Origin of the sequence: Cupriavidus pinatubonensis (assembly GCF_019602855.1) — a bacterium.
Lineage (GTDB): Bacteria > Pseudomonadota > Gammaproteobacteria > Burkholderiales > Burkholderiaceae > Cupriavidus > Cupriavidus pinatubonensis.
In genome coordinates this window covers 193428-208393 of the sequence record NZ_CP080769.1, presented here as the reverse complement: position 1 = coordinate 208393, position 14966 = coordinate 193428, and the positions used below count along the sequence as shown (strand labels likewise).

The following is a 14966-nucleotide window of genomic DNA, read 5'->3' as shown; positions in this document are numbered from 1 at the left end:
AGCTGTGGAGCAGGGCGTCGAAAGGGGGCTCATGCCCGCCTTTGCTCAACGCTCGAGAAAAGGCCTCAACTTGTCAGCGCGACTAGAATGTAGCAGTTTTCGCATCGCCTGGCTCTCAATCTGACGGATCCGCTCGCGGGTCACATCGAACTGCTTGCTAACCTCTTCAAGCGTGCGGTCAGAGGTCGTATCGAGCCCGAATCGCATCCGCAGGACCTTGGCCTCGCGCGGCGATAAACCGTTGAGTGCCTCATCGATCGCGGCGCGCATGTCCGCGTGAATCGCAGCCTCAGCCGGTGAACTTGCAGAGACATCCTCAATCATGTCGCCGAGTGTCGCGTCGGCGTCGTCGCCCACCGGGGTCTCGAGCGAGACAGGTTGCCTCGCGCTCCTGAGGATACTGCGCACTTTTTCCTCGGACATCTCCATGCGCTCGGCGAGAACGGCGGGATGCGCCTCCCGTCCCGTCTGTTGCCGAAAATCGCGCGAAATCCGGTTCAGCTTGTTGATCATCTCGACCATATGAACCGGCACACGAATGGTTCGTGCCTGATCGGCAAGTGCACGCGTGACAGCCTGCCGGACCCACCACGTGGCGTACGTCGAAAACTTCCAGCCGCGCCGGTATTCGAACTTGTCCACCGCCTTCATCAGACCAATATTGCCTTCCTGGATAAGATCCAGGAAATGCATGCCACGGTTCACGTATTTCTTGGCAATTGAAATGACAAGACGAAGATTCGCTTCAATCAGTTCTCGCTTGGCCTGCCGCATTTTTAATTCCGCGGCACTCATCTGGCGGTTAATCTGCTTGAATTGCTGGAGCGGCAGCGTGACCTTGGCCTCAATATCGATGAGTTTCTGCTGGCCCGCCTGAATGGCCGGCAGATGCCGCTTGAGCGCCGCGCCAAACTGCCGCGAGGTCGCCGCCATTTTGCTGGTCCATTTAAGGTCGGTCTCGTTGCCCGGGAATGACTCTACAAACACCTTGCGTGGCATGCCGCAACGGTCGACAGCGATCTCGAGGATGCTGCGCTCAATCGCACGAACCTCGGTAAGCTGTTCGTGCACACTGGCGCACAGGCGGTCGATCGTCTTGGCCGTAAAGCGGATCGGCGCCAGTTCGGACTGGATCTTTGAGCGCAGTTGCTCAACGGCTGCTGAACGGGCTTTCCCGGTAACAGGTGCGTCCGGCAACTGCTCGAACAGTGCCCGCACGCGCGCGAATATCGCAAGACTGTCGAGCGTGAGTTGTTCGAGGCGCGCTGCGTTCGTCTTCTCCGAATCCCCGGCGTCCGGTTCAACGTCATCACCGACCGGGTCGTCGTCGGAGGCGTCTGCCTCCACGTGAACGTCATCGGACGCTAGCGCTATTTCGCTGTCGTTCACGTCGTCGCTGATACCATAGACCAGTTCGTCGATACGCAGTTCGCCGGCAACGATGCGGTCCACATCGGCAAGCATCGTGGACACGACTGACGGACACGCGGCGATCGCCTGAATCATGCCCTGCAGGCCGCCTTCGATGCGTTTTGCAATCTCGATTTCGCCAGCGCGAGTCAACAGTTCACTCGCGCCCATCTCGCGCATGTACAGCCGGACCGGATCAGTCGTGCGGCCGAATTCGGAATCGACGGTCGACAGTGCAGCTTCCGCTTCCTCGTCCGCCTGATCGTCGGATGCCCCGGCAGGCGCTGTGTCGCTTAACAGGAGCGTGTCCGCGTCCGGCGCCTGCTCGTATACGGTCACCCCCATGTCGCTGAACGTGCTGACGATGGTTTCCATCGCTGCAGTTTGCGTAAAGTTATCGGGCAGGTGATCGTTGATGTCCGCGTGGGTGAGATAGCCGCGCTCTCGGCCAAGCGCGATCAGCGCGCGCATCTGGCGTTGACGCTCCTCGTCCTGGCGCGCCATGGCCATGGTGTCCAGCGGTGTTGCGACCGCCTGGATCTTTCCTTTTGGAGAGCGGCGGCCGGTCTTTGATGTGACCGCGATCGTGCGGGGTGCTGAATCGTCGCGAACTGGATTAGCCAATACACTCTCCTCGACAGGTTGGCCGACGATCGTCGCAGAGATGACGGCGGACAAGCCTGTCGAGGTGCGAACGGAATCGTGGAATGACGCACGGACAGTCGAGGCCGGAATGCCTCTTGCGGAATCCGGTGTGCGCAGAATTGGGGGATTCTGAATCATACCAGACGACATTGTGCAGCGCAACATGCCGGAGCTATGCCATCGATGCCAAGTGGCCTGCCACCGTCATGCCTGCCGCTCGAGCTAATTTCCTAAGAAAAATGAGGTTCACCGGACTCGCAATGGTGAACTGTGGCGCACAGCGGATCGAAATGCTCGCTTCAGCCCTCCTTGCACCGCTGCCGGAGTAGCGTGGGAAGAACTGCCTGGTTTCCGTAAGTGAGGAGGGTGTTCGAAGCCGGAAAAGAGGCGGCGGCACGGTTAGGACCGCGATGATGGTGCTGGATACCCCAGGTTGGCCAGCAGCCCCGCGCCTAGCGATCGCTCAGCGTCGACGTCTTGCCCCCAATGACAATCCGTGGCCGTGTCGCCGCACGCCAGCGACAGAGTTACCCTCGACAGCATGGCGGTCACACACAAATCGTACAAGCTTGCTGGAGCGGAAAGCATATATCGGATCGTGGCGCCAGCCCGACACGGTTAAAAACTTCTGTGCAAACCTTAGGTCTGGGCAGGCGGAAACGCGCCTTCCCATGGGTCGTCACTGTATAAGAGCTGATACTCTGCCGGGTAGAGATCGCGAATCGGCGGTGGATACTGGAATGCCAAAACGGCCTCGAGCTTACCATCGTCGCCAATCCTGAACACTTCGATGAGGACGCGACGGCCCCGCCGGTCGGTACCGCTCAGGTGATAGTAGTGCTCACCCTTCCAAATGAATTCGCTGCCATCGAAAGGCGGCCGAACACCAAGCCAACGGGCATGGTGTGTCAGACGAACATCAATAACCTGTTCAAGATAGTCCATGTCGCCTGGTCGCAGCCTTAGCGGTCACCAAGGCGTCATGCTAACGCGAAGCAAGCCGATATGTCAGTCCATGATATGTTCTTACTCGTGTTTGACAACGAGCAGGACCGCGACAGACCCAAAATGGGCTGCGGAATGATTGGCGCTCGTGTAAACGACAGCACACGTCCGGCGTCACCGACTCCCAATCGAGGCAAGGTGTTCTGACTGAGTCGCGGCCCTCCACTTCACCGGCGGCGCTCGACAATCGAAAGTCTCGGGCAGCAGGGTAGACCCGTCCAGTTACCGAATGCCTCGCATCGCTTCGAACATGGAATACCCTTGACTCGTCAAGCGAGGATGGGCATTACCGCTACCATGGCCATGCTCCATCGTTACCAATTTGTGGACCAGCAATCCGTCCAGTTGATCTGGTTCGAGGTCGTCAATGTCTTGCGCATCGCCAAGCAGTAGCAGCGCGGCGATTTCATGCGGACTGAGCATGTCAGGCTCCTTTGTCGGGCTCGGAAAAAGGAACTACGACTGCTGGCCCGTGGATGGAGTTCCACGGGGGTCGGCGGGAACGGCAGTGAGTGAACTCGGTGCGAGGATGCGCTGAGCGCGCACACCGAGCGTTCACCCTAAACTTTCTTGCCGCCGGAATCAAGCTCTATGTGTGCTGCGATGCAGCGCGGCGAACCTAGTGGTGGACGGTCACTGTGGACCAGGCCGGGTCTGGCGTCGAGTGAAAGGTCTAACCTAGGATCTGGACCAAGGCAGTGGTGCGGCCAGCTTTTCCGTGACCCCAGGGAAAACCCGTTGACTCGCAAAATATGGGGCGACCTTATCCTGTGCGCGTTATGGGGTTGTCACACTCCTGTAAACCGGACCTCTTAGTTTGGCCGCGACCCGTGGGGAGGGGAGCGATGGAAGGAACGATTGGGCGGCTGGAGAAGACGGAAACCGGTCGGCAGGAGCTTACCGGGCGAAATGGGACACTGGACCGCCGCAGCCGCGCGCTGCTCATCATGGTGGATGGGCAGACCGACTCGCGGGACCTTCGCGCCCGCTGCGAACATCTTGGGCTTGGTCCCGATACGCTGCGCCAGTTGCTACAAGCGGGATTCATCAGACTGGTCGCCGCACCCATCCATGACTCAGCGACCCGGCAGTTGGAGACGCAACCTTCGGCCCTCCCGCCGAAACAGGAAGGACAGAAGCGCTCCCTTGCCGCAGCCCGAATGTATCTGATGGAGATGGCAGAGCGGACCGTCGGCCGAACTGGACACCCTATCAAGACGCGTCTGGTCGAGGCGATGGATTCGACGTCTATCGAAAAAGCCTTCCAAGAGTTCCTCGACATTATGCGTGGGAAGGCCACCCCGGCCATCGTTGCTCATATCGAGGAACGATTCCGAAACGTTCTGCCCCTCAACAATGAAAGTTCGGGGTCTGGTTCGCCGGAGAGTGATTGAGTTCGTCGTGAGGTCGAGTTATATCTAACATCATTAGGCCACGCTGCCACCACCTGCCCATCTGGCCTCTTTGGGTCCGCTAACACCGGGTAATTGAGCATTGGTTCGTGGTCCGCTCTCGAAAGCCCGCACGCACTTTTCTCGGATGGCCTAACTTGCGTTGGGCTTTTGCGATCTCAATAGTTGAACACATCATGTCTGTGAGCGCAGTTGCACCTGTCGATGTACAGCCGTTCGTCACACTTGAGCGCTGGCGGATCCGCGAAACAAGGTCAGGTCAACGACATTTCGTCGGATACTGCCTTGAGAACAAAGAGGCTCGAGTGAGCAGCGTAATTCAATCCTTCGACTGTGACACGGGGGTCGGCGTAACCTCTAGCGGGCGACGGTATTTGCTGTCGGGCTCGCCGTGCTTCGATGGCGAGGCTAGGCGTGTTTGGGAGGAGTTAGCTGGACAGTATGGCATCGGCGAAACCAAAGATGTCAGCATGGAATATATGGCTCCGGGTAAGCTATGAGATCGGCTAGCTTTCCTCTCCGGCCGTGGCAAACTCGGAAGCCGACGAGCCTTCAACCGCCCGTGTGCGATAGTCGAGTCTCACCCCGTGACTGCAACGACGCCGATTGCCCGGGCCGCGGTCTGCTCAGTCCGGAAGATTTCCGCTGGCAACACGACCGATTGGAAGACCTTCTCAGATCGTTCATCAGGCGATGGCGTGATCGGGAACGCCGGCGTGTCACGCCCGCCGCCCAGAGGGGATTTCACTCCTGAAAGGTCGACACTAGGGCCACCGCGGACTACTGAACCACGGCGCTCTCGCTAGAGATCAGCCTTCAGTAGTGGCGTGTCGCCGAAACTTGCACCATCGAATTCACGGGACGCTAGTAATCCGGGAGGGACGGCGACACGGTCGACAGGTGTGAATCCAAGGCGGGAGAAATAGCCGGCCGCCGTTTTGGTTCCGACAACTAATGTAGCGATGCCACGCAAGCGGACATCGGCGACCAGTGCGGACACCAGTAAGGCAGCTAGCCCGGCTCGTCTGGCCCGCTCCGCGACAGCGATCCCGCGCAGCAAGCCAACCGTGTCGCCGAACACTTCGATGCCGGCGCAGCCGAGGAGGCCGGTCTTGTCGCGGCTGACATGAAACTGGACCGCCTCACTGTGTATGCCGCCAACAGGGATTGAATACGACTGAAGCAAAACTTCCACATCATGTAGGTCTGCCTTGGTCGCTCGACGCGGCCCCATAGCATTACTCGCAGATCCAACACTTGCGTTCCGACTGTTTCTCCAAGCCCGTCACTTGTTCGGCTAGTCGTCGTCATGCCATCGATGCCATTCCCGCCGACGCTCCCGCCACTCGTGCTCTCTCCACCGCTGCTCACGCCATTGGCGCTCCCTCCAAGCGCGAGCCCGCCAGTCGTCGTCATAGTAAGCCGGAGCCGCTACCACGGGCGCAGGCTGAACGACCACCGGAGCCGGCTCGTAATAGACGGGGGGCGGAGCCACTACCGCTGGCACGGGGATGCCGATACCAATGCCGACGTCCACCCGTGCCTCGGCCATGTTTGAGCCAAGAGCGGTAACGCCAACCAAAAGCAAGAGCGCTGAGGCCTTTCGCATGTTCTTCTCCTTTTTCTCTTGCAGAGACTCTAGGTCACCATGGTTCGGCTGTGTATTAGCCGACTTGCAAAGCGGTGACTTTCTGTAACGCGACGTCGAGATGCCAAGTACCCATCCGTCTGGACGGGAGCGCAGCAACGGGCAATAGGCCATCTTCAGCAGAAGCCAGGCCGGGGGAGATTTTTCCGTACGGACAAAACCTCTACGCTAAGCAGACGCAAATCCTGTCAAGCTCGCTGCTTGCGCTTGCCTGTTTCAGAAGTTACCGAATGTCACGAGTTCTGAGTCAACTCGTTTCTGGGCAGTGTCGTTTTTGCCGGTAAGCACGGCGTAATGCCGCGCTTTCAAAAATTCCTCAGGAGTTCACATCATGAAGAAGCTGTTCGCTGCTCTCGCCTCTGCAGCCCTAGTTGGTACGGTTTTCGCGCAGACCGGTGTCCCAGCTTCCGCGACTCATCCCCAAGCCGAGGCAAAGAAGGACGAGGTAAAGGGCATCAAGGAAGAGAGCGCCACGCAGGAAAAGGCTAACAAGAGCAGCGTGAGCGCACAGAGCGACGTAAAAAGCGTTCATGCCAGCGCCCACAAGGAGAAGGCCAACGTACAAGCTGGCGCCCATAAATCCACCGCCACGGGCACGCCCCACAAGGCAAGCGAGACAAAGGCCGCCCATAACGAGGCTGGTAGGGCAAAGGTCGACGTAAAAAATAATGTCGACCAAGCGAAGGCCGGGGTGGAGGTCGGCAAGCCGGAAGCGCAGCCGACCACAACGAAGGCCGCTAACACCGCCGACGCAGACAAGACGAAGAAGCAGTAAGCCGCTCCCATCGAGCAGACCGGGGTACGTTGCTAAGGCTACCGGCCATTGCGACAAAGCTCGAGTGTAGGAGCTTTAGGGAGAGTGCAAGGCAGCCGGGAGGTTAGCCTGGCCTCTCCGCTCTTCTTTAAGATGAGGGACGCGCCGTGAGAACACTTCTCCTACTGTTGATTGCAGTCTCGACTCTTCTCGGCGGCTGCGTCGTGGTGCCGTACGATGGGGGGTACTATGGTTCATATGGGTACAGAGGTCACGGACACCACGAATACTATGGACGTCACGGAGGCTGGTAACGATGCCTCTGTGAGGTCGTGCGATGGAGTAGGTATCGGACGTAGTCCTACATGCGCAGACGCAATCGCCGCAACAAAGACATGTTAGCCAATGATGCCCCGCTGATCTCCGAAGTCGTTGCGACTGTAGACGCCGCCATCTCGCCGGTGAATTATCAACTCCCACCGCTCTTGCTTGGCCCTCTCAGTACCGGCCGCAATCGCCTGCTCACGCGAAGGAAAAGATTGCGAGGCGCCGGGAGCCCCCTCTATTTGAGTGGTCCATCGCAGACCTTCAAACCGAACGACATGGATTCTTGCTTTGCGCATGGGTGTCTCCCAACTGTGATGGAAGAAGTCTCCATGCGCGCGCTGCACTTCGGTATCGGTCGCCGTCCGACAAGCAATTGTCTTCGACCCTTTTCAGTGAGCGCCGGTAATGCGGCAACATGATGCAAACCGCTGTACGTTCTCTGCTCAACGCCGCGCTCGAGAAAAGACAACCTGTCAGCGCGAGTGGGATGCACCAGCTTGCTGCTTCCATCACTCGCCACGATGTGCCAGCTTACCCCTCTGGACCCAGGCAGCCACCTTGGCGAACAGCAAAGTCATCCACTGGTGGAGTTTCCCAGGGGGCAGGAATAGCGTTGCCTCCGCCTTGTGACTCGGCATTTTCGTGACTTCGTGTTAAGCAGAACACCAATAAGGTTATACTCGGCGCTCCAACGAAAATAACGGATATATTGACATGGTCGCAGCAACCAAAACCAGCACGCAAACGAACGCGGTTACCAAAAGGAAGCCTGCAGCAAAGAAGCTGTCGGTCCCGACGAAGAAGGCTAGCGTGCTCGCACGTGAAGCCCAGGCAGCGAAGAAGCGCTTGCTGAAATTGCGTGCCGACACGAAGAAGGCCATCGAAGCAGCAAAGCGTGAGGTCGCCCAAGCAACGGAAGCCGCCAAGTCCGCGGCGCGCTATGAAAAGCAGGTTGCAAAGGACAAGCTCGCAGCCAAGAAGGCGAAGGTTGCGAGCGCCAAGAAGACTACAGGCAAGGCTGCCGCCCGAAAGGCCGCGTCGAAAAAGATTGCGGCCGGTAACAAGGCCTCCACGAACGCCGCACTGAAGAAGGCGGCAGTGAAAGGCGCGCCAAAGAAGCGGGCTGCGGAGAAGAAGGTAGTTTCGACTGTAGCGACGTCCGGCGCTTCGGCGTGATCGTTTCCTCGGCGGGTACGATTCCTCGACAACTCGTCTATTGAGGCAGAATGGGCGCACCTCGCGCCTTATCTGGATTCACTTGGACTGAGGCCCGTATCGGGCTCTCGTCATTTTTCCTACCATATCGCGCCTCTACGCTCATGTTTAGAGCAGCGGAGACTCAGGTTGAAGCCATGGTTCGGCAAGCTAAAACCGATACCCTAGTCCAAGCACCATCACATCGGTATCTCGGCTATTGGTCGTGACGGTGCGATGCCAGGAAAAGCGCGTAGTCCACGACGGACTGATGCGATAGCTTGCCGACATGGTGAACAGGCCGAGTGTACGCGTGACGCCGCCACCGTCGTCATGGTCCCGCGCGAAATAGGGACCAAAGCCGAGGCCCAGTGTCAGATGATCATTGAAGAATGGCCGCACCAGCCAGGCTTGTGCGGCCAGTCCCTGCCGGCGCACGACCCGCGCGTCCCCCTCGTTGAGATAGGTCGCCGTGAGGTCTACGTACGGCAAGATGCCGCGCCGGTACTCGACCGCATAGGCTATGCCGCTGGGAGAGTCAAAGTTATTGACGATGGTGGTACCGCCGAAGACCGTGAACTCATTGTGGGTCGTCAGGCTGCTGTAGGACGGCGGCGGCACAACCGGGCCATCCCTGCTCCCCCGATCGAGCTGGTAGCCTAAGCCGATCAGGAACGTGTTTGTGTCGAGGCTACCGGCCTGCGCGCGGTTGTATCGCGCCTGCAGGATCCACGGACCACCATTGATATACCAGGTGCCTGCCGCGCTGATCAGGATGCCCCAACCGTGCTGGTCACTCGCGCCGCCTTCCGCTGTCTTCACGGTGGTATCGAAGTAACGGTACGGACCGACGCCAAGCGAGAAGGCAAAGCGTCGGTCCGCCGACAGCAACCGCCCCCACAACTGCGCGCTGTGGCCGTCGCGATGGTGGTTGGTGACATGCCCCTCGTTGAGATATGAGAAGGAAGCGTAGACGTTGTCGGTCAGGTTATGGGCATACTCATACGTGTAGCCATATGTCTTCTCTCCCAGCGACGGCGTTTGCTGCAGGCCGCCAAGTACATAGAACTCCTGGGCGTGGGCCTCAAGTTGGGAGCCCATCAGCAACGCTGCGCAGAGCGCGGCGTTCAGCAAGTGACGCAGGCCGCCCCAATGGGCCGATCCCGAAACCAGGCGATGTTGCATACGTAGGGCTCCCGATTGCGCAGGCCAAGTGCTCATGATGCTGTGTTCACCGCAGCGCAGCAAGCCCCCACGGCGCTAACGCAACACCATTGACTCGATGCGTCGTCGCGCAATATCGAGCCAATGACCGCGATTGCCGACAGGTCCGTCCGTGTGGGGGCGTTACAAGACCCTCAAAATCACCCCGCAAATCGGCGATGACTCAAATTTTCTTCCACTCCGGCTTAAAGCTAGCCGCTGAATAGTGGCCGGGCCCGCGTTGCCGCTCTGAAGCGGAGGAGCATACTTTGAGCACGCCCTGTCGTGGGCGACAGCGTGCGGCGCCATAAACAAGGCTGGAACCATGCCAACATGGCATCCGTCGGCAGGTAAGCGTACCCGTTTCTGCGGCGACCTCATCGTGATCATGTGAAACGCGTGGTAATCAAGATCGCCGGGTGGCCCAGCGAACTCTCGCCGACCTGCAGCGCACCGAACTTCCGGATCGAACTCACGCATCTTCCGAAGGTCGAGAATGTGTCCGCCTGCACGCAAGCGCCCGGCTTTAGTCAGGCACATTGCCCCGATCATGATGGTGCGGGGCGACAAGCCCCCGGGTTAATCCCGACGCGTTCCCAGTGCTGGTTGCCCGGATGAACGCCTGTGATGGGGCGGCGGAAGCTGGGGTCAGTGGCCGGGGAAGAGCGCAGGCTAGGGCGCTCGTGCTTTCCAGAAGTCGGTGATGATCCGGCGCGTCCTGGCGCTGACGATCACCTCTGCCAGTGCCTCCGTCGAAAACCACTGGCAGCGCTTGATTTCCTTGCTCGGTTTAGCCGAGGCGGACTTCCCAATATTTGCGACGAAGACATGATGCACCGTCGTCGCCCCGACGACCTGAAAGAGAAAGCTAAGCCCTCTGGCCTGTAGCGCAGTCTCCTCCTGAAGCTCTCGCACCGCCGCGTCACCATAGGTTTCAGTCTTACCTGGCCCCCCGCCTGGCAACGCCCACCGGCTGCCATCCTTGGAAACCAGTAGCAAGCGGTCGCCTCGGAAGCAGACCACGGTGGCTCTTACCTTTCTCTGCATCAGTTGAGCGGGTCGGAGTGAAACTTGGGTGATGACCATACGGGCAACGCGAAGCCCGTTGCGCGGCGAACAGCGCGCGCAATTTTGGACGTGTTACTGAACGACACCCTCGATGTCGCCATGCGTCTGAACTGGCTGATTTCGGGAGCGTGGTCGCTACGGCCATAGTAAGTCGTGCGTCCACGACGGACCATTAGTGGGATCAGCCGGACTTCACTTTGGGGTAGGAACCCGTGGAAGTGGCTCGATATGGTCAAGCATACCCCGCCTCTGAAACGTCCACATTTCTCTCACTAAAGTTGCTCGACCGCGCGGGTCTTGGCACATGCCAGTTTTCCATGTTGGCCAGCCAACAGAGACGGGCAAAACGCGGACGCGTGGTGCCACTTCGCTTTACCTGGCTGATCGGCGAGGCGCTACTCGCTCCATTCCGCGTCGACATCTCTCGCAAGATGTCCCGCGAGGATGTAGTCTCCGATTTGCGCTGCTTTCGCCTCTAGGCGCTCCAACTCACTGGCCGGCAGATCGCTCAGTGTAAATTGGCAGTAGAGATTGCGCTGACGGAACGTACCCTTCAGCCGACTCAGTCCAGCAGCAAGCGCCGCAGGCGATCTCACTGCGATGCTCTCATGGCCGCGATACTGTACGCGCACACCACGCTTGTCTCCCAGACGGCCAAGCTCAACCGCATCCTGCCAACCCGTCTCATAATCCAAGTCCACGACTGTGACTCCCACCGTTTCCAGGAGCCTCAGCGCCTGCTCTTTGTTGCATGCTCGAGCGATACCCATTTTCTCCTCCAACGCCACAGGCTTGTGCCGATTTACGCACTCCTCAGCACGGGCTTCATGTTGCATCGCAAAATTGTAATCGGGAATTCGTGTCCGCCGCGATTGGGGAAGCAGAAGGGCGGGAATAGGGAAGCAACGCGCGCAGGGTAAGGCAAGGCGAGTGGCTAGGGGCCGCGTAGTGGGACTGATCCCGCTGACGGTGATAGCAGTCGCCAAACCGTTCTTGAAAGGTACGTCGTCGGTTAGTTGTTACAGATTCAACTTTCCTAAAAACTAGGGCGCAAGTCGCCAACGTCCCCACCGATGACTCCTCCTGGCCGCAATAGTCATTATTGCCGCGCGTCACACGCTGAAATCAAAAGCATGAAACGCCCTTGGCTATCAAAGGCAAGAGGGGGCTACCGGCTTATCGGGGCCTTTCGGGTCCCTAGCTCCGGCTTGGTTACGGCAGATTCATATTGTTCTACGGTGCTTGGTCCACCCATCTCACTGACTCCGCACATCCGCGCGGCGATGCTTAGCTGATTTCGCACATTGTCTCTACGTTATGGGTGATGATTCGGTGTCTGTAACACATTTGAACTGCTCATCTGCCGAAAAGGTGAAAATTGTTATGTTCCGAAGCAGAAATTGGCTCTAAACTACGTTCTATCTGCACCCCTCGATTGGAAAGGAAAACCGTCAATGGCGACTTACAAAGAACTGATGGCTCAAAAGGCAGCACTGGAGGCTCACCTCGAAGAGGTACGATCCAATGAAGTCGCATCGGTCATCGAGAAGATTCAGAATCTGATGGCGGAATACGGGCTGACTGTCGAAGACATTGCTAAGCGCCGTCGTGGCCGCCCTGCGGGAAGTGTCGCAGCCAAGGCTAAAGCGGCGCTGCCCCCGAAGTACCGCGACCCGAAGACCGGCAAGACCTGGTCCGGTCGCGGCCGCCAACCGTCCTGGCTGGGCAAAAACCTCAACCGATATCTGATTCAAGAAGAAGCGTAAGCCAAGCTTCGTCACGAAAGAGCAAGTTCCGACCCCTGCCTGCAGGGGTTTTCTTTTTTGAGCACGCGCCATGTCATTTGAAGCGATTCACGCGGACATCATGCTTGCCCGCCCATACCTGGTTCCTCGTGAACGTACCGAGCAAGGGATAAGGAAGGGGTATTCGTATTGGCTGCGGCTACCGCCCAGCAAGGAGCTGAGAGTCATCCGTCTTTCACAAGAATCGGAGAGCAGCTATGAACTCGTTCGTTCTGCCAGCGAGCGCAGAACACTGCAGAAAGTGCGTCAGCACTTCTCCGGCTCCCTGATCGAGCTATTGGCGATTATTGACGAGGAGGTCGACATCATCCGGAAGGATGAGCGGTTGGTCTCAAAACTTAGTTGATCGGCGACGACAAGGCGTGCCCTATTTCCAAAAGCTCGCCCTTGGGTGCTTTGGGGACACTCGCTCAGATTGCCCGCCGTAGCAGTCATGGCGAAGATCGCCATTTCGTCGATTGGTACGTCGCTCTGGATAGGCCTCGGGTCAGCTTAACCGTTTGATGGCGTCAGTCAAAGTCTGTCGGGTTTCCCAATAGGACGACCATGGGTCCGCGACCTGGAAGCTTAGATATTCACGGGCATCACGGATCGTCCATCGCCCGCCACTTTTGAGTTTCGGCAGTTGCTCCCACGACACTGGCATCGAGACCCCAAGCCCAGGCCTGGCACGCGCTGAGAACGCAGCGGCCGTGGTTTGCGAGAAGCCGTTGCGCAGATAGTCGACGAAGATCTTTCCCTTGCGGTTCGGGGCGCCGGAACGCGCCGTGAAGCGCTGCGGCAGCGTCGCGGCCAAATGCTGGACCGCCGCTCGCGACAACGCTTTTACCTCATCGTAGGAATGTTGCGGTGCTAGGGGCACCACAACGTGAAGCCCCTTGCCGCCGCTCGTCTTCAGCCACGACTGCAAGCCCAGTTCTCGATCTCCGCCGCCAGCGAACCCATCTTCCTGGTCCAGTCATGCCCATTTCGGGTAAAGAGCGGACATCTGCGCCGGCGGCGCGTCGAAGGCTACGCTGAAACGAACGCGCTCCGTGCGCTCCGCGACCAGCGCGGCCAATTGGGCCCGACGCTGCACCCCCTCCGCGCCGGGATCGAGGTCGAAGATGACCCGGTCGGGATGGGCGTCTGCTGCATTGAAGCGACGGTTCGCCCTGCCGCGCCAAGCGAAAGCAAAACTGGACAGCTTCGGGGAGGACACTCTATGCGAGTGGCCGTCTACGTTGTATCATGAGTTCTCACGAACTCTGAGAATTCTCGAAATTGATGAGAACAGGTGAGAACCTCCCGGATCCCTGGCACTTTGCCCGCCCGGAGCTGGCGAAGGCCTATTTGCAAGCGTTTGACTTAAAACTCTCCGCAGCACGCGGGCTGTTTGCTCGACGGCGCATGGGCAAGACCGAGTTTCTTCGTCGGGATCTGATGCCAGAGGCCGTGACCCAAGGCTACCTGACAGCGTACACGAACCTCTGGGATAACCGTACCTCGCCTGAAACGGCCCTCGTGACCGCACTTACTGAAGCCCTGGAACCCAAAGGAGCCGCAGCGTTCCTCTCCAAACTACGCACACCGGTTAAGAAGGTGAAGGCTAGCGCGAAACTTGGCGGTTCGATAGAGGGGTCGTTGGAGGCCGAGTTAGGAAAGCCAGGCGTGGACAGGACCGCGGCACTCCACGAAGTATTAAAGCAGATTGATCGCGCCAAGAAGCCGCTGCTTCTCGTGATTGACGAAGCGCAGGTTCTGGCCGGGGCGGACCACAGCGATTTCGCCCACGCGCTCCGCGCAGCGCTTGATATCCGCAAGGAGCGCGTCAAAGTTATTTTTGCCGGTAGCTCCGAGACCACCCTTCGCGCCATGTTCGCCCGAGCATCGGAGCCTTTCTACAACTGGGCCCCTTTGGAGCCCTTTCCATTGTTGGGCGACGAGTTCGTTGCCTTCACAGTCGATCTCCTTAACAGCATGGCGCGCAAGAAGCTGACTCTTGAGCAGGGCAGGCACGCTTTTGACGAACTGCACCGCACCCCTGAGTTCTTCAAGCGGTTCATCGAGCGGTACATGCTCTATCAACCGCAAGGCGAAGCCGCTGCGCTGGCTTACACAAAATCCTCAGTATTCTCGGACGAGCATTCGCTTGCCCAGTGGCGCGAGATGAAGCCTGCTGACCGTGCCATTCTGTACCTGCTGGCGCGAGGTGAGTCGGACTTGCACTCCAGTGCCACGTTGGAAAAGCTGGGCACCATGCTAGGCAAGCCTGCCACGCGGAACACCACCGGCCATGCATTGCGACGGTTGTTGGCAGCAACAGTTATTACCCGACTGGCAATGGGAGACTATCGCATCGAAGACGAGGCATTTGCCGATTGGATCCGAAAGCGCCCAGAGCCCGCGCCGGACGCTTGAGCGTCCAATGCATTGGCATTGTTGCTAGACGAACAAGAGATCGTCCCAGCGCTGGTCCGCGACGGACTTTCAAGTATGAAAGTTCGTCGCGTGAC

Annotated in this window: 16 protein-coding genes and 1 pseudogene; 6 read left to right on the top strand and 11 right to left on the bottom strand. The window is 58.7% G+C overall.

Annotated elements, in window-relative coordinates; all coding sequences use genetic code 11:
* Window positions 1-45: 45 nt before the first annotated feature.
* The 3 genes from rpoD to K2O51_RS32865 all read right to left on the bottom strand — a co-directional run bounded on the left by rpoD (window position 46) and on the right by K2O51_RS32865 (window position 3483).
* The gene (rpoD, locus tag K2O51_RS32875; RefSeq protein WP_245002059.1) at window positions 46-1920 is read right to left on the bottom strand and encodes an RNA polymerase sigma factor RpoD; all 1875 of its coding nucleotides are present in this window, start codon (window positions 1918-1920) and stop codon (window positions 46-48) included.
* 774 nt (window positions 1921-2694) lie between these two features.
* Complete coding sequence (locus tag K2O51_RS32870; protein ID WP_181184555.1) at window positions 2695-3000, bottom strand: hypothetical protein; 306 nt, start codon at window positions 2998-3000, stop codon at window positions 2695-2697.
* A 282-nt stretch (window positions 3001-3282) separates the two neighbouring features.
* Window positions 3283-3483 carry a hypothetical protein gene (locus K2O51_RS32865; RefSeq protein ID WP_084792025.1) on the bottom strand — a complete coding sequence of 67 codons (201 nt, stop codon included), beginning with the start codon at window positions 3481-3483 and terminating at the stop codon, window positions 3283-3285.
* A gap of 422 nt (window positions 3484-3905) precedes the next feature.
* Here K2O51_RS32865 and K2O51_RS32860 point away from each other — a divergent pair, with 422 nt between their 5' ends.
* The gene (locus tag K2O51_RS32860; protein WP_220632206.1) at window positions 3906-4454 is read left to right on the top strand and encodes a hypothetical protein; all 549 of its coding nucleotides are present in this window, start codon (window positions 3906-3908) and stop codon (window positions 4452-4454) included.
* A gap of 820 nt (window positions 4455-5274) precedes the next feature.
* On the opposite strand, the gene K2O51_RS32855 is transcribed toward K2O51_RS32860, so the two are convergent.
* Window positions 5275-5667: a GNAT family N-acetyltransferase gene (locus tag K2O51_RS32855; protein ID WP_245002029.1), complete on the bottom strand. Its 393-nt coding sequence runs from the start codon at window positions 5665-5667 to the stop codon at window positions 5275-5277.
* Window positions 5668-5769: 102 nt separating this feature from the next.
* Window positions 5770-6081 (bottom strand): hypothetical protein, encoded by a 312-nt coding sequence (locus K2O51_RS35395; protein ID WP_245002028.1) that lies wholly within the window; start codon window positions 6079-6081, stop codon window positions 5770-5772.
* A gap of 370 nt (window positions 6082-6451) precedes the next feature.
* Between K2O51_RS35395 and K2O51_RS32850 the strand changes: the two genes are divergently transcribed.
* Complete coding sequence (locus tag K2O51_RS32850; RefSeq protein WP_220632204.1) at window positions 6452-6895, top strand: hypothetical protein; 444 nt, start codon at window positions 6452-6454, stop codon at window positions 6893-6895.
* A gap of 377 nt (window positions 6896-7272) precedes the next feature.
* Here K2O51_RS32850 and K2O51_RS32845 read toward each other — a convergent pair whose 3' ends face one another.
* Window positions 7273-7497 carry a DUF2188 domain-containing protein gene (locus K2O51_RS32845; protein WP_041680719.1) on the bottom strand — a complete coding sequence of 75 codons (225 nt, stop codon included), beginning with the start codon at window positions 7495-7497 and terminating at the stop codon, window positions 7273-7275.
* A gap of 418 nt (window positions 7498-7915) precedes the next feature.
* Between K2O51_RS32845 and K2O51_RS32840 the strand changes: the two genes are divergently transcribed.
* Window positions 7916-8377 carry a hypothetical protein gene (locus tag K2O51_RS32840; protein ID WP_011295783.1) on the top strand — a complete coding sequence of 154 codons (462 nt, stop codon included), beginning with the start codon at window positions 7916-7918 and terminating at the stop codon, window positions 8375-8377.
* Between the two features lie 189 nt (window positions 8378-8566).
* Here K2O51_RS32840 and K2O51_RS32835 read toward each other — a convergent pair whose 3' ends face one another.
* The 3 genes from K2O51_RS32835 to K2O51_RS32825 form a co-directional block, all read right to left on the bottom strand.
* Entirely contained in the window at window positions 8567-9580 is a 1014-nt protein-coding gene (locus tag K2O51_RS32835; protein WP_140952621.1) for a TonB-dependent receptor, read from the bottom strand.
* A gap of 690 nt (window positions 9581-10270) precedes the next feature.
* Window positions 10271-10597: an NUDIX domain-containing protein gene (locus K2O51_RS32830; RefSeq protein ID WP_245002027.1), complete on the bottom strand. Its 327-nt coding sequence runs from the start codon at window positions 10595-10597 to the stop codon at window positions 10271-10273.
* 464 nt (window positions 10598-11061) lie between these two features.
* On the bottom strand, window positions 11062-11436 hold the full coding sequence (locus tag K2O51_RS32825) for a PHA-granule associated protein 4 (RefSeq protein WP_220632203.1): 375 nt from the start codon (window positions 11434-11436) through the stop codon (window positions 11062-11064).
* Window positions 11437-12120: 684 nt separating this feature from the next.
* Between K2O51_RS32825 and K2O51_RS32820 the strand changes: the two genes are divergently transcribed.
* Together K2O51_RS32820 and K2O51_RS32815 are read left to right on the top strand one after the other, a co-directional pair.
* Window positions 12121-12432 (top strand): H-NS histone family protein, encoded by a 312-nt coding sequence (locus K2O51_RS32820; RefSeq protein WP_011295779.1) that lies wholly within the window; start codon window positions 12121-12123, stop codon window positions 12430-12432.
* 70 nt (window positions 12433-12502) lie between these two features.
* Window positions 12503-12817 carry a hypothetical protein gene (locus tag K2O51_RS32815; protein WP_220632202.1) on the top strand — a complete coding sequence of 105 codons (315 nt, stop codon included), beginning with the start codon at window positions 12503-12505 and terminating at the stop codon, window positions 12815-12817.
* A 141-nt stretch (window positions 12818-12958) separates the two neighbouring features.
* On the opposite strand, the pseudogene ligD reads toward K2O51_RS32815, so the two are convergent.
* Window positions 12959-13390, bottom strand: a pseudogene (gene ligD / locus K2O51_RS32810) (non-homologous end-joining DNA ligase LigD); the annotation flags it as partial.
* Window positions 13391-13429: 39 nt separating this feature from the next.
* Window positions 13430-13672: a hypothetical protein gene (locus tag K2O51_RS35900; protein ID WP_220632201.1), complete on the bottom strand. Its 243-nt coding sequence runs from the start codon at window positions 13670-13672 to the stop codon at window positions 13430-13432.
* 65 nt (window positions 13673-13737) lie between these two features.
* Here K2O51_RS35900 and K2O51_RS32800 point away from each other — a divergent pair, with 65 nt between their 5' ends.
* Window positions 13738-14871: an ATP-binding protein gene (locus K2O51_RS32800; RefSeq protein WP_140952647.1), complete on the top strand. Its 1134-nt coding sequence runs from the start codon at window positions 13738-13740 to the stop codon at window positions 14869-14871.
* Window positions 14872-14966 lie beyond the last annotated feature (95 nt).